Origin of the sequence: Streptomyces sp. NPDC051286 (assembly GCF_044455345.1) — a bacterium.
GTDB lineage: Bacteria > Actinomycetota > Actinomycetes > Streptomycetales > Streptomycetaceae > Streptomyces.
In genome coordinates this window covers 73,568-91,853 of sequence record NZ_JBITER010000015.1, presented here as the reverse complement: position 1 = coordinate 91,853, position 18,286 = coordinate 73,568, and the positions used below count along the sequence as shown (strand labels likewise).

Here is an 18,286-nt window from a genome sequence, read left to right as displayed (position 1 = left end):
GGGCCTCCGCGCTGCCATACTTACGAAACCGTAGGTTACGGATGCGTAGCCAGAGTTGTCCTCGTACTCCTCACCCTCCAGGGGACTCCCCATGAACACCAGCCCCGATGTGATCGACGACGCCCCGGCGGCGGCCGACGGTCCGGCCCTCCCTTCCGCCACGCTCGGCAACGACAACAAGCGGTCGATCGAACAGATCGCCCTGCTGCTGTTCATCGTGGTGCCGTTCATGGCCCTGGTCGCGGCGGTGCCGCTGGCCTGGGGCCGCGGTGTGAGCTGGCTCGATCTCGGTCTGCTGGTCGCGATGTACTTCATCGGCTGCCACGGCATCACGATCGGCTTCCACCGCTACTTCACCCATGGCTCCTTCAAGGCGAAGCGCCCGCTCCGTATCGCCCTGGCCGTTGCCGGATCGCTGGCCGTGGAGGGCCCGCTGGTGCGCTGGGTGGCCGACCACCGCAAGCACCACCGCTTCTCCGACGCCGAGGGCGACCCGCACTCACCGTGGCGGTTCGGCGAGACGCTCCCTGCCCTGATGAAGGGGCTGTGGTGGGCGCACATCGGCTGGATGTTCGACGAGGAGCAGACCCCGCAGCAGAAATACGCCCCGGACCTGATCAAGGACCCGGCGATCCGCGGGATCTCCCGCCACTTCCTCACCCTCACGATCGTGTCGCTGGCGATCCCGCCGCTGGTCGGCGGTCTGGTGACGATGTCGTGGTGGGGAGCGGCGACGGCGTTCTTCTGGGGCTCTCTCGTACGGGTGGCGCTGCTGCACCACGTCACCTGGTCGATCAACTCCATCTGCCACGCGGTCGGCAAGCGCCCGTTCAAGTCCCGTGACCGGTCCGGGAATGTGTGGTGGCTGTCGGTCCTCTCCTGCGGCGAGTCGTGGCACAACCTGCACCACGCGGATCCGACGAGTGCCCGGCACGGGGTGATGAGGGGCCAGGTCGATTCCAGTGCCCGGCTGATCCGCTGGTTCGAGAAGCTCGGCTGGGCGTACGACGTGCGCTGGCCGGACTCCGCCCGGATCGAGTCCCGCCGGATCGGCTCCCGGCGCGAGTCCGCGCACGCCGACGCGGCATGATTGACGACGTGGCGACCGACGGCAGCACGAGCAATGAGAAGAACCGTCCCTCCTCCACCCGGCGTACCCGCCGCGTGAGGATGACCGGCAAGGAACGCCGCGAACAGTTGCTGGACATCGGCCGCACCCTCTTCGCCGACAAGGGTTTCGAAGGCACCTCGGTGGAGGAGATCGCGGCCCGCGCCGGCGTCTCCAAGCCGGTTGTCTACGAACACTTCGGCGGCAAGGAGGGCCTGTACGCCGTCGTGGTCGACCGCGAGATGCGCCAGCTCCTCGACATGGTCACCAGCGCCCTGACCGCCGGCCACCCGCGCGAACTCCTGGAACAGGCGGCGTTCGCGCTGCTCGACTACATCGAGACGTACACGGACGGCTTCCGCATCCTGGTCCGTGACTCCCCGGTCGCCCAGTCGACCGGCACGTTCGCCTCCCTGATCAGCGACATCGCCACCCAGGTCGAGGACATCCTGGGGCTGGAGTTCAAGGCCCGCGGCTTCGACCCGAAACTCGCCCCGCTGTACGCGCAGGCGCTGGTCGGCATGGTGGCGCTGACGGGCCAGTGGTGGCTGAACGTCCGCAAGCCGAAGAAGGCGGAGGTGGCGGCGCATCTGGTGAACCTGGCCTGGCACGGCCTGGAGAACCTGGAGTCGAAGCCGCGCCTGATGGGTCACCGGAAGAACTGACCCGACGGGAGCCGGCCGCACGCGGTACGCCGGCGCCGGACGGGCGAGCGGCGAGCCGGCCTGAGCTCATCCCCTCGGCGTCCCCACCTGTTTCAATACAGGTGTGATCGAATTCGTGATCGATTGTGTGGTGCTCGGCGTCGTCGGTTCTCTCGTCGGCATGCTGATCCGCCGCAGACACCGGCGGAGGTCGGCCCGGGCGGCCGACGGAGCACCGACCGGGATCCCGTGCATGATCAAGCGGGCGTCCCACGGCAACCGCTGGCGCCCCGGGCAGCTGCTGATCAACGCGAAGCCCCTGACCTGGCGCCCCGCCTACGGCAGGTCGGTGGTCGTCCTCCCCGAGGATCTGCACCGGACCGCGGTGCGCGCGGCATCGACACGTGAGGGTCTGGTCATCAATCCGGGTTCCCGGATCGTGGAGTGCGCGTCATCGGACGGGACTGTCCTGATCGCGGTCATGCCGGTGGATCTGGAGCTGGTGACCGAGGCCGTGAGCGGCGCATAGCCCACCGTGACGCCGCACCGCTGCGGCCTCCGCGGCTTCTGTACTGCCGCCCTACCGCTCCGAGCAGCAGAAACCCCGCTGATTGCTCATCGTTAAACCACTTCAATCCTGTGCGTGACAGCTATAGAGTCGGTGAACATCCCGGGAACAGTTCGCTACGCATGTAACACATCCGTGAACTCGTTCGACCCTGTTCCACCACTTACCCCTGGGGGGGCTTTGTCTTCTGTGGAACCCACCCGGTCCGTCCCGGCGCGCCCGAAGCGCGCGCGCCGGATCGCGGCCTGCACCGCTCTTGTTCTCTCGGCCGGCATGCTGCTGGCCGCCCCGGCTTCGGCCGATGACGCTCCCGCACCGCACCGCACCGTGACCGAGCGGCCCACGTCCTCGGCGGGCCTGCGGCCGACCCTGGCCCTGCCGAAGCACACCGCCCAGAAGCAGAAGGCAGCAGCGGCGGAGGGTGCGGGCGGCGCGGTCGTTGCGGCGAAGCCCCGTGCGGACTTCGACGATGACGGCTACTCCGACCTGATCTACCGGACGTACGACGCCGAACTCTCCATCTCGCCGAGCACCGCCGATCAGGCGTATGCGTTCGAGATCCCCGGCAAGGTTCCGTCGGCGCACAAGGACATCATTCCGGTCGGCGACCAGACGGGTGACGGGGTCGCGGACGTCCTGACCCTGTCGCCGTACGGCTCGCTCTCGTTCCGGGCGGGCATGTCGGCGGCGGGCACCGGCAACGTGGCCTGGACCGGCAAGGGCTGGCAGATCTACAACAAGGTCCTCTCCCCCGGTGACCTGACCGGCGACGGACGGTCCGACCTGCTGGCCCGCACGCCCGCGGGCGAGCTGTACCTGTACGCGGCCACCGGCAACACGACCACCGCCCCGTTCTCCGCGCGGGTCCTGATCGGCAAGGGCTGGGGCACGTACGACCAGCTCATCGGGGCGAACGACGTCAACGGGGACGGCATCGCCGACCTCTACGGGCGGACCGTCTCCGGCGACCTGTACTTCTACACGGGCACCGGCTCCAAGGCCGCCCCGTTCGCGGAACGCGTCCGGGTCGGTCACGGCTGGAAGATCTACAACCAGGTCATCGGCGCCGACGACCTGAACGGTGACGGCCGCGGTGACCTGCTCGCCCGCGCGGTGAACGGTGACGTCTTCGTCTATCTCGCCACCGGCGACGGCGGCGAACTCGCGACCCGTGTCGCGAGCGGCACCGGCCTGAACGTGGCGTCGCTCCTCGCCGGTGCCGGTGGCAACCCGGACTTCGGCAAGAACGACCTTCTCGGGCTCGACACCAAGGGCACGCTCTGGTCCTACTGGTCGCTGAACAACGGCACCCTCAGCCCGCGCTACAAGACGAGCGACGACGGCAGCTGGAAGGGTGCCAAGCCCCTCTACGTCTCCTCGCTCAACGAGAACACCCTGGTCGATCTGCTGGAGGTGTTCGACGGCGGGGTCTACAACTACAGCTACTCGCCGAACGACGTTCCCAAGATCAGCAGCAGCTGGGGCAGCTACAACATCACGGTCGGCCCCGGCGACCTGACCGGCGACGGCAAGGGTGACCTGCTGACCCGCGACAGCAGCGGCTACCTGTACGTCCACCCCGGCAACGGCACGGGCAGCGGTTTCGGTGCCCGGATCAAGGTCGGCGGCGGCTGGAACACGTACAACGTGATCATCGGCTCCGGTGACTTCACCGGTGACGGCCGTGCCGACCTGCTGGCCCGCGACTCCGCGGGGGTCCTCAAAATGTACCGGGGCACCGGCGACAAGTACCGGCCCTTCCAGTCGCCGTTCCCCGTCGGCAAGGGCTGGAACACGTACACGAAGCTGGCCACGCCCGGCGACCTCAACGGGGACGGCAAGGCCGACCTCGTCGGTGTCGACCGCAACGGCAGCCTCTACCTCTACACCTCGAACGGCAGCGGCCAGTTCACCGCCCCGGTCAGGATCGGCGGCGGCTGGGGAACGTACTCCATCCTGAACTGATCAGCGGCGCGTCATCGCACGGGCGGGGCCCTGTCACCGGTAGACCCGGTGGCGGGGCCCTCGCGCGTTCAGGCCCCCACCGGCTCCAGGAACTCCAGCCGGTTGCCCACCGGGTCATGGGAGAAGAAGCGCAAGTGGCCCGGCAGGCCGGTGTCCCAGCGGACCTCCGCGTCATGGGCCTCCAGTCGGGACGCGTACGCCTCGATGTCCGTGACGCGCAAACCGGGATGGGCCTTCCTCGCCGGGCGGAAATCCTTCTCGATGCCCAGATGGAGCTGGACCGGGCCCGCCTGGAACCAGCAGCCGCCGCGGGCCGCCAGGACCGGGGGCTTGGGAAGTTCGGTCATTCCCAGGACGTCCACGTAGTACGTGCGCAGGGCGGGCTCCGAGCCTGCCGGGGCGGCCAGTTGGACGTGGTCCAGGGCGGCGATCATCACTTCTCCTTGTGGGCGACGGCGAAGATGCGGCGGAACGGGAAAACGGTGCCGTGCGGACCCTTCGGGTACGCGGTGCGCAGCAGGTCCCGGTATTCGGTGAGGAACGCCTCGTGCGCCTCCGGGTCGTCCGCGAGCGCCGTCAGGACGGGGCGCAGAGCCGTGCCCTTCACCCAGTCGAGGGCGGCGTCCTCGCCCTGGAGGAGGTGGAGGTACGTGGTCTCCCAGACGTCCGCCGTGATGCCGGGGGCCGTCAGAGCGTCCAGATAGGCGGTGGGGCTGAGGACCGCGTCGGCGTGGCGCAGGACGCCGGTCAGGCGGGAGCGCCAGCGCGGGGACTCCGCCAGTTCGCGCATCAGGGTGTGGGTCGGCTGGTCGAAGTTGCCGGGGACCTGGAAGGCGAACGTGCCGCCCGGGGTGATGCCGTCCAGCCAGTCGGGGAAGCGGCCGGCGTGGCCGGGGACCCACTGGAGCAGGGCATTGGAGACGATCAGGTCGTACGGTTCCACCGGCGTCCAGGTCGTCGCGTCGGCCTCGGCGAAGTCCAGGAGGGGTGTGGCGTGGGCACGGGCCTGTTCCAGCATCTGGGGGGAGTTGTCGTACCCGGTGATCCGGGCTGCCGGCCAGCGGGCCGCGAGGAGTGCCGTGACGTTTCCCGCGCCGCAGCCCAGGTCCGCGATACGGGGCGCAGGGGCGGCCGGGGGCTCCGGAATGCGGGACAGGAGATCCTGGAACGGGCGGGTGCGGTGGTCCGCGTGGCGCAGGTACTGCTGCGGATCCCAGGCCGGTGTCGTCATGGCAGCCATGATCAGCGGAAGTTATCTTGATGTCAAGACACTCGGATTCAAGAGACTTCATGTCGACAGACCCATTACACTGATCCACATGGAGGACGAGGTTGACCGGCTGGTCGCTGCATGGCGTCGCGAGCGCCCCGACCTCGACGTGGAACCGCTTGAGGTGCTCAGCCGCGTCTCACGCCTGGCCCGTCACCTCGACCGGGCCCGCCGGATCGCCTTCTCCGAGCACGATCTCGAGCCGTGGGAGTTCGACGTACTGACGTCGCTGCGCCGCGCCGGGGCCCCGTACCAGCTCTCCCCCGGTCAGCTGCTCACCCAGACGCTGGTCACCTCGGGCACGATGACCAACCGCATCGACCGGCTGACCAAGAAGAACCTCGTCGAGCGGCTCCCCGACCCCAGCGACCGGCGCGGCGTGCTGGTCCGGCTCACCGCGGAGGGGCGCGACAAGGCCGACCAGTCGCTGGCCGGACTGCTCGCCCAGGAGCGCGCCATCCTCGGCGAGCTCTCCCGCCACCAACGCGGCGAACTGGCCGGCCTGCTACGCCAGTTGACCGCCCCGTTCGACAACATCCCCGGATAGCTCGGCCGGTCCGACACCGGCGCGTCGGGCCAGCGCCACCGCGGCCAGCGTCGAGTGCACACCCAGCTTCCCCAGCACGTTCTGCATATGCGTACGCACCGTGTGCGGGGAGAGGTACAGCCGCTCCGCCACCGCCTTGCGGCCCAGCCCCGCCACCATGCAGCGCAGCACCTCGCGCTCGCGCGGGGTCAGCGACTCGACCAGCTGCTCGCTCTCGGTGCGGTGCTTGCGGGCTGCCGTCAGTTCGCGCAGCACACCGGTGAGCAGCGCCGGAGGCAGATGCGTCTCGTCGCGGAGCACCCCCCGGATGACCGCGAGCAGCCGTTGCAGCGAGCAGTCCTTGGCGACCCAGCCGGAGGCCCCGGCCTGCAGCGCCAGCGCGGCCCGGCGCGGGTCGTCCTTCTCGGCGAGCACCACCGTACGCACGGACGGCTGGCCCGCGCGGACCCCGGCGACCAGCGAGATCCCGTCGACCGGGGCGTGTTCCCCACTTCTCGGGGCGGGGACCGGGACCGGGCCGGGGACGGTGCGTCCCGCGGCCGTCGCCAGGATGCCCAGTTCGGCATCGACGAGGATCACGTCGTACCTACGGCCTTCGGCGGCCGCCCGCTCCAGACACCGGAGCGCGGCCGGGCCGCTGCCCGCCGCCGCCACCTCGACGTCCGGTTCCGCCGCGAGTGCAGCCGCGAGCGACTCGGCGAAAATGCGGTGGTCGTCCACCACGAGAACCCGGATACGAACCACAGGGACCCCCCACACTGCATCAGTTCCGGGGCCACCCCAGGACCCCCCCGAACGGGACGGACCAGTGCGGGCACGACGCCCGGAGCGATGAGGATGAACCGCAGTTCCACGGCCGCCGCCGTGTGCCGACTGCCACCCCGCCCCGGGCGTCGTGCCCGACTGTCTCGTACCCCTGAATCAGCACCGGCCCCCACCGGTGCTGAGCATCAGCGTACGGCCGGAGGCCCGGAGCGGAAGGCAATTCACAGAACTGATGAACCTCGGTGTTTAGGGTGTGGTTCATGTTTCGTCTTGAGACAGAAGTAGACAAAGATCGTCGCCTTCTGCTGGGTGAGCGGCTGCACCACAGCAATACGGAAAGTTCCCCGGAGCTCCGCGCGCTGTGCGCCACGCCCGCCCAGCGCGAACTCCCGCTGGAGGTCTGGGCGATGGACGGCGAAGGTGCGCTGGCGGGTGGACTGGCCGGGCGCACCTGGGCCTGCTGGCTCCATGTGGATCTGCTCTGGGTCGACCCGCTCCACCGCGGTTCCGGTCTCGGCTCGCGCCTGCTCGCCGAGGCGGAACGGGTGGCCATGACGGACCGCGGCTGCGCCCGCTCCCGGCTGGAGACCTGGGGTTTCCAGGCTCCGGACTTCTACCGGAAACGGGGCTACGAGGTGATCGGGCAGGTCGACAACTACCCGCCCGGCGTCACCGAGTTCATCCTGACGAAGACCTTCACCCGATGCGACGGGCGCCTGCCGACGGGACCGCCGGGAAGACGCCGGGCGTCGCGTACCCGGCCGAGGTGAACGCCTCCAGCACCGACTTGGTGACCGCGTCCGCGTCCGCCTCGTCCACCAGCACGATCGCCGAACCACCGAAGCCACCGCCGGTCATCCGCGCACCGAGCGCCCCGGACGCGTTCGCCGTCGAGACCACCAGGTCCAGTTCCGGGCAGGAGACCCGCAGATCGTCTCGGAGCGAGACATGCCCCGCGGTGAGCACCGGTCCCGCGGCCCGCACCTCGCCCGCGTCGAGCAGTGAGATGACCTGCTCCACCCGCGCGTTGTCGCTGACCACATGGCGTACGTACCGCACGACCGACTCGTCCGCGCCGGACTCGGCGAGCGTCTTGAGCGCGGCACCCAGACCCTCGTACGGAAGGTCGCGCAGCGTCCCTGTGCCCAGCGCCCGGGCGCCCGCCTCGCAGCCGGCCCGCCGCTCCGCGTACGCGCCGTCGCCCAGCGCGTGCTTGACCCGGGTGTCGACCACCAGCAGCTGCAGACCGTGCGCGGCCAGGTCGAACGGGACCTGGCGCTGAGTGAGGTCGCGGGTGTCGAGGTGCAGGGCGTGGCCCTCGACGCAGCACGCCGACGCCATCTGGTCCATGACCCCGCACGGCACGCCGACGAACGCGTTCTCGGCACGCTGCGCCAGCACCGCCAGCTCGGCAGCGGACAGGCCGAGTTCGAAGAGGTCGTTCAGCGCGAGCGCCGTGACCACTTCGAGGGCGGCCGACGAGGAGAGCCCGGCGCCGGTCGGGACGGTCGAGGTCAGCTGGATGTCCGCGCCGGTGACCTGGTGGCCCGCCTCGCGCAGGGCCCAGACGACACCGGCCGGGTACGCCGCCCAGCCGTGGCCCTCGTGCGGTACGAGTTCGTCGACCCGCAGCTGGACGACACCGCCCGGCACGTCGGTGGAGTGCAGCCGCAGCTCGCCGTCGGTGCGGCGGGCGACGGCCGCGCGCGCGGTGTGCGGCAGCGCGAGCGGCATCACGAAGCCGTCGTTGAAGTCGGTGTACTCGCCGATCAGGTTGACCCGGCCGGGGGCCGCCCAGACTCCTTCGGGGGCGGTGCCGTACAGCTCGGTGAAAGCGGTGATCAGCTCTGCGTTGTCGGTCATGGGGCGGTGGGCTCCTCTCGGCGGGCGAACGTCCAGGCGTCGGAGACGATTCCGGCCAGGTCGGCGCGGGACGGCTGCCAGCCGAGCCGCTCCCTGGCGGTGGTGGCGGAGGCGACCAGCACCGCGGGGTCGCCGGCGCGGCGCGGGGCCATGGTCTCGGGGACCGGGTGGCCGGTGACCTTGCGGACGGTCTCGATGACCTCGCGCACCGAGAAACCGTTTCCGTTGCCCAGGTTGCAGATCAGGTGCTCGCCCGCGGTGGCCGCGTCCAGGGCGAGGAGGTGGGCCTCGGCAAGATCGGCGACGTGGATGTAGTCGCGTACGCAGGACCCGTCGGGGGTCGGGTAGTCGTCGCCGTACACGGAGATCGACTCGCGCTGCCCGAGCGCGACCTGAAGCACGAGCGGGATGAGGTGCGATTCCGGGCTGTGGCGTTCGCCGCAACTGCCGTACGCACCCGCCACGTTGAAGTACCGCAGCGAGACCGCGGCCAGTCCGTGCGCGGCCGCCTCGCCGGTGATCATGTGGTCGACGGCCAGCTTCGTGGCGCCGTACGGGCTGGTGGGAGCGGTCGGGTCGGACTCCGTGATGAGGCTGGAGACCGGTTCGCCGTAGGTCGCGGCGGTGGAGGAGAAGACCAGGGTGCGGACCCCCGCGTCACGCATCGCGGCGAGCAGCGCGACGGATCCGCCGACGTTGTTCACCCAGTACTTCTCCGGGTCGGTGACGGACTCGCCGACCTGGGAGTACGCGGCGAAGTGCAGCACCCCGTCGTAGGAGGAGTCCAGCCAGCGGGCGGCTTCCTGGATACGGCCCTCGATGAACTCGGCCCCGGCCGGGATACCCTCCCGGAACCCGGTCGACAGGTCGTCGAGGACGGTCACCGCGTGACCGGCCTCCAGAAGATGCGCGGCCACCACGCTGCCGACATATCCCGCGCCACCCGTGACCAGGTACTTCTTCTGGGGCTTGCTCACTCGCTCGCTACCTCTCGCAGTCGCTGTGCCGCGGCCTCCGGCGGCACATCGTTGATGAACACATTCATGCCGGACTCGGAACCCGCGAGGAACTTCAGCTTGCCGGAAGTACGTCGGATGGTGAAAAGCTCGAGGTGGAGCCCGAACTCCTCCCGCCCCGGCACCCCGAACGGCGCCTGGTGCCAGGCCGAGATGTACGGCGTCGGCGGCTCACCGGGGCCGAAGATCCGGTCGAATCGCCTCAAGAGTTCCAGATAGATCTGCGCGAACTCCGTGCGCGCGGCATCGTCGAGTTCGCGCAGGTCGGGGACGCGCCGGCGCGGGTGGAGGTGGATCTCGTACGGCCAGTGGGCCGCGTAGGGCACGAACGCCACCCAGTGCTCACCGGTCAGCACGATCCGCTCGCCGTCGGTCAGCTCGCGGGCCACGACGTCGTCGAAGAGGTTGCGGCCGGTCCGCCCGCGGTGCGCCTCCATCGAGCGGAGCATCAGCTCGGTGCGCGGGGTGACGAACGGGTACGCGTAGATCTGCCCGTGCGGATGGCCGAGCGTCACACCGATCTCGGCGCCCCGGTTCTCGAAGCAGAACACCTGCTTGACCTGCGGAAGCTCGGCGAGTTCGGCCGTGCGGTCGGTCCATGCCTCCAGGACCAGGCCGGCCTGCTCCTCGGTGAGGTCGGCGAAGGACGCCTCGTGGTCGGAGGTGAAGCAGACGACCTCGCAGCGGCCGGAGTCCCCGGCGAGCGAGGGGAAGCGGTTCTCGAAGACGGCCACGTCGTAACTGTCGTCGGGGATCTCGCTGAGCCGCCCGTCCCGGGACGGGCAGAGCGGGCACTCGTCGGCCGGCGGGTGGTACGTGCGCCCCTGGCGGTGCGAGGCGATGGCGACGCTGTCCCCGAGAAGGGGGTCGCGGCGGACTTCCGATGAGGTCGAGACGGCATCGAGCGGCCGCCGGTCGACAGCGCCCCGGACCACGTCGTCGCGACTGTCGTAATAGAGCAGCTCCCGGCCGTCGGCGAGCGTGGTAACCGTCTTCTTCACGAGATTCCTCCAAACATAACCAACCACAACAAACCACAAGTCAACATGTGCGTCAATGATGCGGCACCATCGCTCCTGCACTTCTTGCGAGGTCGCGTGCGGTTGAATCTGGACCTTCCCTCTCATTCGATCACCATCAAACAAGGAACCCCAGGAAGAATCTTTGTTTGCGTAAGAACGCGGTTGCTTCGGGTTCAGTTCGCGCAACGAAGCGAGTACCCCCACATGCGCTACCCGGCCGAAGGGCTCCGGCTCCCCACGAACGGGGGCGAGGACGCCTCGCCGCTCTCTGCTGCCTGCCCCACTCGGTCCGAACGGAGGCATCACCCTCTCCGGCCGGCACACGGAAGTCTCCGAACCGGAGCGCGCATCCGCGACCGCGGTCCGCCTCTTCGACATCCAGCGGATCTCCGGCGGCCTCTTCGTGGTCTACGGGGTGATCGTCACGATCGCCGGCATCAACCCGTCCGGCGTCGACCCGAAGAAGGCCGAGGGCGTCCACATCAACCTCTGGACAGGGCCGACCCTGGTCCTCGTGCTGTTCTTCGCGGTGTGGCAGAAGCTGCGCGCGGCCGAGGCTCCGGGCGGCTCCGGCACCGATTCCTGAGCAGTCGGCGCACTGCCCACGGGGACCGGATGTCACACAGGGTCCGGCCCCTTCTGCCCTGTGTCTGCCGCCGCCCGTTCCAGCAGCCCGGTGCGGGCCGCGAGCGCCGCGGCCTCCAGCCGGGAGCCGACGCCCAGCTTCATCAGCACCCGCTGCACATGTGTACGGGCGGTGCTCGGCGCGATCCGCATCCCGGCCGCGATCAGCCGGGTGTCCTCGCCTTCCGCGACCCGCACCAGGACCTCGATCTCGCGGGGGGTGAGCATCTGCAGGAGCCGCTGTCCTTCGTCGTCCGGCTGGACGGCCGGGTTGAGCAGCTCGGCGAAGGCGCCCTGGAGCAGTTGCGGCGCGACCGCCGTCTCCCCGGCGCGCGCCTTGACCATCGCCCGCTCGACGCCCTCTATCCGCTCGTCGTGCCTGACGTATCCGGCGGCGCCGGCGGCGAAAGCGGCCGCGATCCCGCGCGGGCTGGGCACCGGTCCGAGCACCACGACCGCCACCTGCGGGCGCTCCCGTTTGATCCGGACGATCGGGTCGAAGGCGCCCGGGTCGGCGGGCGTCGCGGTACCGAACAAGCAGACCTCCGGGGCGCGGCTCACCACGATGTCCGCCGCGCCGGCGGTGGGCGCGGCCGCCGCCAGCACCCGGTGGCCCCGCAATTTCAGCGCCGAGGCGAGTGCCTCGGCGAGCAGTCGGTGGTCATCGACCACCATGAGCCGCACGCCCATCGAGAACCCCCTTCAGGACCCAGGCCCCCCGGCCCTCTTGACCCGGCAAGCTACACGCTTGTTCGACCTCGTGTGCCCCTTACCAGGCAGAAGCCCCCCGGAATGCCGAATCATGCGCCATTCAGGGGCACTTGGCCGATGCCGAGCGGGCAGAAGGTAGCAGGAACCGGGCGGCAAACGAACAGCCCTGCCGGTCGGACGATCGACCGGCAGGGCTGTGGTGCGTGGTGCTTCCCGTGACGGCGTCAGCCGGCGCCGAACGAGACCGCGAGGTGCCGATCGGCATCGAGCGAGCTGTTGCCCCGCTTGCTCACCATCGTCTCGGAGATGAACAGCCGGCCGCTCGAGTAGAGGAACTCGGCGTAGTCCGCGGAGAAGCTGGTCTCCGCGTTCCGGTTGGCCTCGTCGGCCGGGTTCTCCAGCAGCACGGTCTGCTTGAAGGTGGAGCCGTCGATGGAGACGATCTGGCCGCCCTTGTCGTACGGGGGCTCCTTGTACGCGATGATGTTGGACCCGTCCATACGGATCGGGAACATCGTGTACCGGTCACCCGCGTCGGCCTTGTCGCTGGTCGGCTTGCCGGTGGTCAGGTCGAACGAGACGATCTCGTTGGTGTCGCCGTATTCGCCCGTGCTCCCCTCGTGCTGCTCGGTCGGCAGGTAGATGCGGTTGTTGCCGACCGCGAGATGCTGGCAGGTCTCGACCTCGGTGGAGCCGCAGCGGGCGGCGTACTTCGCGCCGTCCGCGGCGATCTTGGTGAGCAGCTTGCCGGTCGACGCGTCGATCGAGAAGAAGTCCGAGATCCCGCTGCCGTCACCGGCGGTGTTGCCGACGTCGGCGGCGACGACCAGCGGCTTGGTGGAGACGATGCTCGCGTACTCGACGCCGGGCGGCATCTTGTACGAGGAGAGCGGGGCTCCGGTGGTCGGGTTCAGTGCCTGGATGACGAGCTGCGGGGAGTCGTACGTACCGCACTTGCGGACCACGGCGAGCGCGTCGCCACCGCTGTACCCCTTGTCGTAGCACCCGTCGGCGCTGACCTTCGGCTTCCAGCGTTCGGCGCCGGTCGCCAGGTCGAATGCGGCGCCGCCCTCGGTGCCGCCCGCAGCGACCGTGGTGCCGCTGAGCGTGATCTCATCGAACCGGATCGGATCGTCACCGCCGCTGGCGGCGGTCACCGACTTGCTCCACATCAGCTTGCCGGTGGTCAGGTCGAGCGCACCGACCTGGGTGCACGGCGGGTACTTGTTCGCCTTCGTCGCCTTGCCCGCCTGGAAGGCGATGGCGGTCTTGAAGTCCTTGGACATGTGCTGGGAGGCGGCGCAGAGCTGGCCGTCCAGCGGAATGGACCAGAGCTTGGTGCCCTTGACCTTGTCGTAGGCGACGATCTCGTTCACGCCGGTCTTCACGAACGCCTTGTCGGTCAGCCAGGAACCGTCGACCGACGTGACGTCGGTGACCTTCGGTTCCGGGAGCTGGAAGGCGGCCGTGGCCTTGGTGTTCGCCGGGGCCTTCTCCTTGCCGCCGCCGAGACCGCCGCCCGAGCCGCCCTTGTCCTCACCGGTGGTGCCGGTGGAGTTGGACGCCTCCTTCTTCTTGCCGCCGTCGCCCCCGCTGGAGGAGAACCAGACGCCACCGCCGACGATCAGCGCCACAGCGGCCACCGCGGCGACGATGATCTGCGTCTGGGTGCCGAATTTCTTGCCGCCGTTCCCGCCCTGCTGCGGGGGCACATACTGCGGCTGCATCGGAGCGGTCGGGTAGCCGTACCCCTGCTGCGGCGGCTGACCGGGCGGCATTCCGTACCCGCCGCCCGGAGGTGTCTGCGGGTAGCCGTAGCCGGGCTGTTGCTGCGGGGTCTGCGGGTAGCCGTAGCCGGGCTGCTGCGACGGACCCGCGGGCGGCGTCTGCGGAGCGCCGAACCCGCCCGCGGGAGGCGCCTGTGGAGCGCCGAACCCACCGGCGGGAGGCGCCTGCGGAGCGCCGAACCCACCGGCGGGAGGCGTCTGCGGCGACGCGGGCTGCGGGGCCGACTGCTTGCCGAACGCGTCGGCGGGCGGCGGGGTCGGTGCCCCGAACCCTCCGGGCGGTGGGTCCTGCGGGGCGCCGAACCCGCCCTGGTGCGGTTCGTTGGGCGGCTGGGGCGGCTGTGTCATGGCGTACGTACCTCGGGGGAAAGGGAGCCGGTCGGTCGGGACCTGGCGTGGTCGGTCATGGTCCGTCGGGTGCCTGTGTGAGCCGTCACTTGCCGAAGGCCATCATGGTCTTCGTCTCCAGCTCTGCCTTGTCGTTGGCCGCGCTGACCCGCCCGCTCGCGATGAAGGAACGGCCGTCCGCGTAGACGATCTTCGGGTTGTAGAACGAACTCTCGATCTGGGACGTCGACGCCGGGTGCTGCAGCAGCACCCGTGGGGTACCACCGGTCGGCGCCAAAGTGGCGATCCCGCCGCCCTTGTTGTACGAGGCCTCCAGGTAGAGCAGCACGTTGCCGCCCTCCATCCGCAGCGGCGTCATCATCCGCTCTGGGGGGGCTGCGGCCTTCCACTTGGGCTTGCCGGTGTTGAGGTCGAACGCCACGACCTTGTTCGTACGGGCGGTGCCGCTGGAGTCGGCCGTGGTCGCCATGTAGAAGGTGTTGGCGTCGGCGGCGACGCCGACGCATCCTTCCAGCGACTTGCCGAAAATGGCGAACGCGCTGCCGCAGTCCGGCGCGAACTTGTCACCCTTGTCGCCGACCAGCTGGGAACGGAGCGTGCCGTTCTCCTTGATGGCGAGGATGCTCCACTTCTTCTTCTCCCTCTGGGTCAGCGAGACGACGAGCGGGCTCACCGAGTAGACCCGGTCGACCTCCCAGCCCACGGCGGGGCGGTACGTCCACTTGGGCTTGCCGGTGACCGGGTCGAGCTCCTGGATCTGGTTCTGGGGCTTCTCGATGTCGGCAGTGCGGCAACTGGAGGCGGCGATCAGCTTCGTACCGCCGGCGAAGGCGTACGGCTGGCAGTTGCCCGGCTGCTTGCCGAACAGATCCTTGCCGTCGCTGACGCGGTAGGCGTTGGAGTTGCCGGTGCGTCCGACGGTCACGGTGTCGCCGCTGATGGCGAGGGAGATGTCCGACATCATGTCCCAGATGCCGTTCTGCTTGATCGGCTTCTTCCAGCCGGCCTTGCCGGTGTTGAGGTCGATCATCTGCAGGTCCGCGCAGTCGGCCTTGTCGGTCGTGCCGTTCTTGACCCCGATGACGATCTTGCCGTCCGTGGTGGCCTGGGCAGGCGCGGCGCACAGGTCCGCGGGCAGCTTCAGCGTCCACTTCTGCTTGCCGCCGGCGGCGGAGTAGCCGGATATCGCCCGGTACATGCCCTTGACGACGGTGTCGCCGACGAACCACGGACCGTACACGTCGGAGCCGTTGCGCGGCAGGTCGACGTCGTTCTTCTGCAACCAGAGGACTTTCGCCTCGCCTGCCTTGCGCCCGGCGTTGAGGTCGTCGACGGCGTCACGGCCGTCGCCGTTGCCGTCGCCCTCGTTGACGGAGGGCGAGGCGCTCGCCTGCTGGTCGTCGGCGCTCCCGTGCGCGACGGGCTTCTTGTCGTCGTCACCGCCGCTGGTGGCGAGGAACACGCCACCGCCGATGACCAGCAGCGCGGCGACCGCGGCACCGATGATCACTGCGGGCTTGCCCTTGAAGGGGTTGCCGCCGCCGGGACCCGCCGGGGCGCCGGGAACCGGGGCACCGGGGTACTGCTGCTGCGGGTAGCCGTAACCGGGCTGCGGCGGCTGACCGTACGGGCCGGACTGTTGACCGTAGGGTCCGGGCTGCTGGCCGTACGGTCCGGGCTGCTGGCCGTACGGGCCCGGCTGGCCGTACGGGCCGGGCTGCTGCGGGTAGCCGTAGCCGGGTGCCTGGCCGGGCTCCTGGCCCGGTGCCTGCGGAGAGCCGTACCCCGGCTGGGCAGCAGGCGGCGCGGCCGGCATCTGCGGCGGCTGCGCGGGCGGCTGAGGACTCCCCTGCGGCGGTTGCTGGCTGGGCGGCTGGGTCATCAGCACGTCCCCCTTCGTGCGGTCCGGTGCCCGTTCCGGTCTCCCCCGCGATTCCGCAGGACTGAATTCCCTTCGGAAAGGAGCGAATCAGGCATGGTTCCCGCGGCGTCACGACAGTCGAGCGGGGCTTCTTTGTACCACCCGCACGTGTTCGAACACCGGGTCGGTTCACCCCCTGTTCCCAAGGGAGAACCGCCTCGTGATGCCGCCGTTACGCAGCCGGAACGAGCCCCGGACGACTACGGCCGGTGCGCCGCACCGGGCGCCACTCGATGTGCGGGTGCCAACTCTTCGCACACTGCCATCACTTCGGGCGGCGGGCGTCCGGCGCATCAAGGACCGTCGCGCATCATCACGTATCGCCAGGAACCTGGACGGACCGTCAGGACCGCAAGAATCCGTAACAAACCATCAGAGACCTCGTGGACCCGCGGACCGTCAGGGACCGAAGGCCATGATGGTCTTCACCTTCTTCTCCTCCTTGTCGTTGATCGCGCTGACGCGTGCGCACACCAGGATGGAGCGGCCGTCGGCATAGACCAGCCTCGCATCGCCGAAGGAGCTCTCGACCTTGGACGCCGACGCCGGATGCCGCAGCAGCATCGTCGGGGCGCCGCCCGTCGGTGCGAGGGTGGCGACGGCTCCGCCCTTCCGGTACGTGCCCTCCACCCGGACGATCACGTTCCGGCCGTCCATCCGAAGCGGCTGCATGATCTGCCCGGCCGGGGCGGCGGCCCTCCACTTGGCCTTGCCGGTGTTCAGGTCGAACGCGACGACCTTGTTCGTGAGAGCGGAGTCCACGGTCACGGGTTTGGTCGCCAGGTAGAACGTGTCGTCGTCGGCCGCGACCCCGGAGCAGCCGTCGAGGTTCCTGCCGCTCACCGCAAGGTCCACGTCGCAGGTGACGGCGTAGTTCTCGTTCGTGCCGCCGATCATCTGGGAGCGGTACGTGCCGTTGTCCCGCAGCGTGACGATGGCCCACGCCCCGCTCTCGCCCATGCCCTTCTTCAGCGAAATCACCAGCGGATCCGTCGAGTAGACCTGCGCGACCCGCCAGCCGGTCTTGACCCGATACGTCCACTTCGGCTTGCCGGTGGCCGGGTCGATCCCCTCGACCCGCTCCTTGTCCTGGGTGTCGGCGTCGGTGCGGCAGTTGGTCGCGGCGATCAGCCGGGGACCGCTGGTGAACGCGAACGGCTGGCAGAGGCCCTCCCGCTTACCGAACACCTCCGTGCCGTCACTGACCCGGTATCCCACCGAGTTACCGGCCCGCCCGAAGGTGACCAGGTCTCCGCTGATGCCCATGGCGACGTCCGAGAGCAGGTCGACGACGCCCTTGCGCTCGACCGTCTTCTTCCAGCCCGCCTTGCCGGTGGTGAGGTCGATCATCTGCAGCACGGCACAGTCCGCGTCCGACGCCATGCTGTCGTTGAGGGCGACGACCGTCTTGCCGTCGGTGGTGGGCAGCGTCGGCGCGGCGCACAGGGGGGCGGGAAGGTCCAGCTTCCACTTCCGGGTGCCGTCGGCGGCGGAGTAGCCGGAGACCGTGCGGTACATGCCCTTGGCGAGGGTGTCCCCGGTCAGCCACGGGCCATACACGTCGGCGCCGAGCCGGGGTACGTCGATGCCATTGTCACGCATCCAGAGGACCTTGGCCTCGCCCGGCTTGCGCCCGGCGTTGAGCTTGCCGACCGGTGCGGAGGTGTCGACGGCATCGGCCTCCTCGGCGGGCGGGGCGGGCTGCGAGGCGGCGGGCGGCTTGGCGTCGGCGCTGCCGTGTGCGGCGGGCTTGCCGCCGTCGTCACCCCCGCGGACGGCGAACCAGACGCCGCCCCCGGCCACCAGGACCACGGCGATCACCGCGGCGACGAACGCGGTGCGGCGGCGCCGGGAGGGGGTGCGCCCTCCCGGGCCGCCGGCCGGCGGCCCGGCGGAGTGCGGCGGTTGCTGAGGCGCATATCCGTATCCGTACGGACCGGGCTGGGGCTGCGCCGGGGGCGGGGCCTGCGGGCCGTACCCCTGGGTCGGCCGCATGGGTTCCACCGGCTCGAACGGAGCCCCGAACTCCCCCTGCGGCGGCTGCGGCTGCTGTGGCTGCGGGCCGGGCGGCCAGGTCATCGGGACGTCCCCCTTGGTGCGGTCGAACGGGCCTCCTTTGTACCACCC

Annotated in this window: 16 protein-coding genes and 1 pseudogene; 7 read left to right on the top strand and 10 right to left on the bottom strand. The window is 69.8% G+C overall.

Going from position 1 to position 18,286, the window contains the following annotated elements; translation table 11 throughout:
• Positions 1–91: 91 nt before the first annotated feature.
• From ACIBB8_RS17580 to ACIBB8_RS17565, 4 genes are all read left to right on the top strand, one after another.
• A complete protein-coding gene (locus ACIBB8_RS17580; protein WP_398952985.1) occupies positions 92–1,090 on the top strand; it encodes an acyl-CoA desaturase in 999 nt (332 codons plus the stop codon).
• A complete protein-coding gene (locus ACIBB8_RS17575) occupies positions 1,087–1,773 on the top strand; it encodes a TetR family transcriptional regulator (protein ID WP_398952983.1) in 687 nt (228 codons plus the stop codon). Before ACIBB8_RS17580 ends, ACIBB8_RS17575 begins: the two co-directional genes overlap by 4 nt.
• Positions 1,774–1,876: 103 nt before the next feature.
• The gene (locus ACIBB8_RS17570) at positions 1,877–2,281 is read left to right on the top strand and encodes a hypothetical protein (protein ID WP_398952981.1); all 405 of its coding nucleotides are present in this window, start codon (positions 1,877–1,879) and stop codon (positions 2,279–2,281) included.
• A 228-nt stretch (positions 2,282–2,509) separates the two neighbouring features.
• A complete protein-coding gene (locus tag ACIBB8_RS17565) occupies positions 2,510–4,285 on the top strand; it encodes an FG-GAP repeat domain-containing protein (RefSeq protein WP_398952979.1) in 1,776 nt (591 codons plus the stop codon).
• A 68-nt stretch (positions 4,286–4,353) separates the two neighbouring features.
• Here ACIBB8_RS17565 and ACIBB8_RS17560 read toward each other — a convergent pair whose 3' ends face one another.
• Positions 4,354–4,719, bottom strand: a complete 366-nt coding sequence (locus tag ACIBB8_RS17560) for a VOC family protein (RefSeq protein WP_398952977.1) — start codon at positions 4,717–4,719, stop codon at positions 4,354–4,356.
• A complete protein-coding gene (locus ACIBB8_RS17555; RefSeq protein WP_398952975.1) occupies positions 4,719–5,516 on the bottom strand; it encodes a trans-aconitate 2-methyltransferase in 798 nt (265 codons plus the stop codon). The genes ACIBB8_RS17560 and ACIBB8_RS17555 overlap by 1 nt, the downstream gene beginning before the upstream one ends.
• A gap of 88 nt (positions 5,517–5,604) precedes the next feature.
• On the opposite strand from ACIBB8_RS17555, the gene ACIBB8_RS17550 reads away from it, so the two are divergent.
• The gene (locus tag ACIBB8_RS17550; RefSeq protein ID WP_345517702.1) at positions 5,605–6,102 is read left to right on the top strand and encodes a MarR family transcriptional regulator; all 498 of its coding nucleotides are present in this window, start codon (positions 5,605–5,607) and stop codon (positions 6,100–6,102) included.
• Here the strand turns inward: ACIBB8_RS17550 and ACIBB8_RS17545 are convergent.
• The gene (locus ACIBB8_RS17545; protein ID WP_398952973.1) at positions 6,061–6,846 is read right to left on the bottom strand and encodes a LuxR C-terminal-related transcriptional regulator; all 786 of its coding nucleotides are present in this window, start codon (positions 6,844–6,846) and stop codon (positions 6,061–6,063) included. The two genes, ACIBB8_RS17550 and ACIBB8_RS17545, sit on opposite strands and share 42 nt — an antisense overlap.
• Positions 6,847–7,127: 281 nt before the next feature.
• Between ACIBB8_RS17545 and ACIBB8_RS17540 the strand changes: the two are divergent.
• Positions 7,128–7,559 (top strand): annotated as a pseudogene (locus tag ACIBB8_RS17540) (GNAT family N-acetyltransferase); the annotation flags it as partial.
• Between the two features lie 4 nt (positions 7,560–7,563).
• Here the strand turns inward: ACIBB8_RS17540 and galK are convergent.
• The 3 genes from galK to galT are packed head-to-tail and all read right to left on the bottom strand — an operon-like array spanning position 7,564 to position 10,747.
• Positions 7,564–8,730, bottom strand: coding sequence for a galactokinase (gene galK, locus ACIBB8_RS17535; protein WP_398952971.1), 1,167 nt, complete (start codon positions 8,728–8,730; stop codon positions 7,564–7,566).
• Complete coding sequence (gene galE / locus ACIBB8_RS17530; RefSeq protein ID WP_398952969.1) at positions 8,727–9,707, bottom strand: UDP-glucose 4-epimerase GalE; 981 nt, start codon at positions 9,705–9,707, stop codon at positions 8,727–8,729. The genes galK and galE overlap by 4 nt, the downstream gene beginning before the upstream one ends.
• Positions 9,704–10,747, bottom strand: a complete 1,044-nt coding sequence (gene galT, locus ACIBB8_RS17525; protein WP_398952967.1) for a galactose-1-phosphate uridylyltransferase — start codon at positions 10,745–10,747, stop codon at positions 9,704–9,706. Before galT ends, galE begins: the two co-directional genes overlap by 4 nt.
• Positions 10,748–11,069: 322 nt before the next feature.
• Between galT and ACIBB8_RS17520 the strand changes: the two genes are divergently transcribed.
• On the top strand, positions 11,070–11,354 hold the full coding sequence (locus ACIBB8_RS17520) for a hypothetical protein (protein ID WP_398953102.1): 285 nt from the start codon (positions 11,070–11,072) through the stop codon (positions 11,352–11,354).
• Positions 11,355–11,386: 32 nt separating this feature from the next.
• Here ACIBB8_RS17520 and ACIBB8_RS17515 read toward each other — a convergent pair whose 3' ends face one another.
• From ACIBB8_RS17515 to ACIBB8_RS17500, 4 genes are all read right to left on the bottom strand, one after another.
• Entirely contained in the window at positions 11,387–12,082 is a 696-nt protein-coding gene (locus ACIBB8_RS17515) for a LuxR C-terminal-related transcriptional regulator (protein ID WP_398952965.1), read from the bottom strand.
• A gap of 245 nt (positions 12,083–12,327) precedes the next feature.
• Positions 12,328–14,238, bottom strand: coding sequence for a PQQ-binding-like beta-propeller repeat protein (locus tag ACIBB8_RS17510; RefSeq protein ID WP_398952963.1), 1,911 nt, complete (start codon positions 14,236–14,238; stop codon positions 12,328–12,330).
• An 85-nt stretch (positions 14,239–14,323) separates the two neighbouring features.
• Entirely contained in the window at positions 14,324–16,120 is a 1,797-nt protein-coding gene (locus ACIBB8_RS17505) for a PQQ-binding-like beta-propeller repeat protein (RefSeq protein WP_398952961.1), read from the bottom strand.
• Between the two features lie 438 nt (positions 16,121–16,558).
• Positions 16,559–18,238, bottom strand: a complete 1,680-nt coding sequence (locus ACIBB8_RS17500) for a PQQ-binding-like beta-propeller repeat protein (RefSeq protein ID WP_398952959.1) — start codon at positions 18,236–18,238, stop codon at positions 16,559–16,561.
• Between the last annotated feature and the right edge of the window lie 48 nt (positions 18,239–18,286).

What these genes read in the sequence shown, in the direction of transcription:
- ACIBB8_RS17580 (WP_398952985.1), top strand. Translation starts at nt 92, where the DNA reads ATGAACACCAGCCCCGATGTGATCGACGACGCCCCGGCGGCGGCCGAC.
- ACIBB8_RS17575 (WP_398952983.1), top strand. Translation starts at nt 1,087, where the DNA reads ATGATTGACGACGTGGCGACCGACGGCAGCACGAGCAATGAGAAGAAC.
- ACIBB8_RS17560 (WP_398952977.1), bottom strand. Translation starts at nt 4,719, where the DNA reads ATGATCGCCGCCCTGGACCACGTCCAACTGGCCGCCCCGGCAGGCTCG.
- ACIBB8_RS17555 (WP_398952975.1), bottom strand. Translation starts at nt 5,516, where the DNA reads ATGACGACACCGGCCTGGGATCCGCAGCAGTACCTGCGCCACGCGGAC.
- ACIBB8_RS17550 (WP_345517702.1), top strand. Translation starts at nt 5,605, where the DNA reads ATGGAGGACGAGGTTGACCGGCTGGTCGCTGCATGGCGTCGCGAGCGC.
- galK (WP_398952971.1), bottom strand. Translation starts at nt 8,730, where the DNA reads ATGACCGACAACGCAGAGCTGATCACCGCTTTCACCGAGCTGTACGGC.
- ACIBB8_RS17515 (WP_398952965.1), bottom strand. Translation starts at nt 12,082, where the DNA reads ATGGGCGTGCGGCTCATGGTGGTCGATGACCACCGACTGCTCGCCGAG.
- ACIBB8_RS17510 (WP_398952963.1), bottom strand. Translation starts at nt 14,238, where the DNA reads ATGACACAGCCGCCCCAGCCGCCCAACGAACCGCACCAGGGCGGGTTC.
- ACIBB8_RS17505 (WP_398952961.1), bottom strand. Translation starts at nt 16,120, where the DNA reads ATGACCCAGCCGCCCAGCCAGCAACCGCCGCAGGGGAGTCCTCAGCCG.
- ACIBB8_RS17500 (WP_398952959.1), bottom strand. Translation starts at nt 18,238, where the DNA reads ATGACCTGGCCGCCCGGCCCGCAGCCACAGCAGCCGCAGCCGCCGCAG.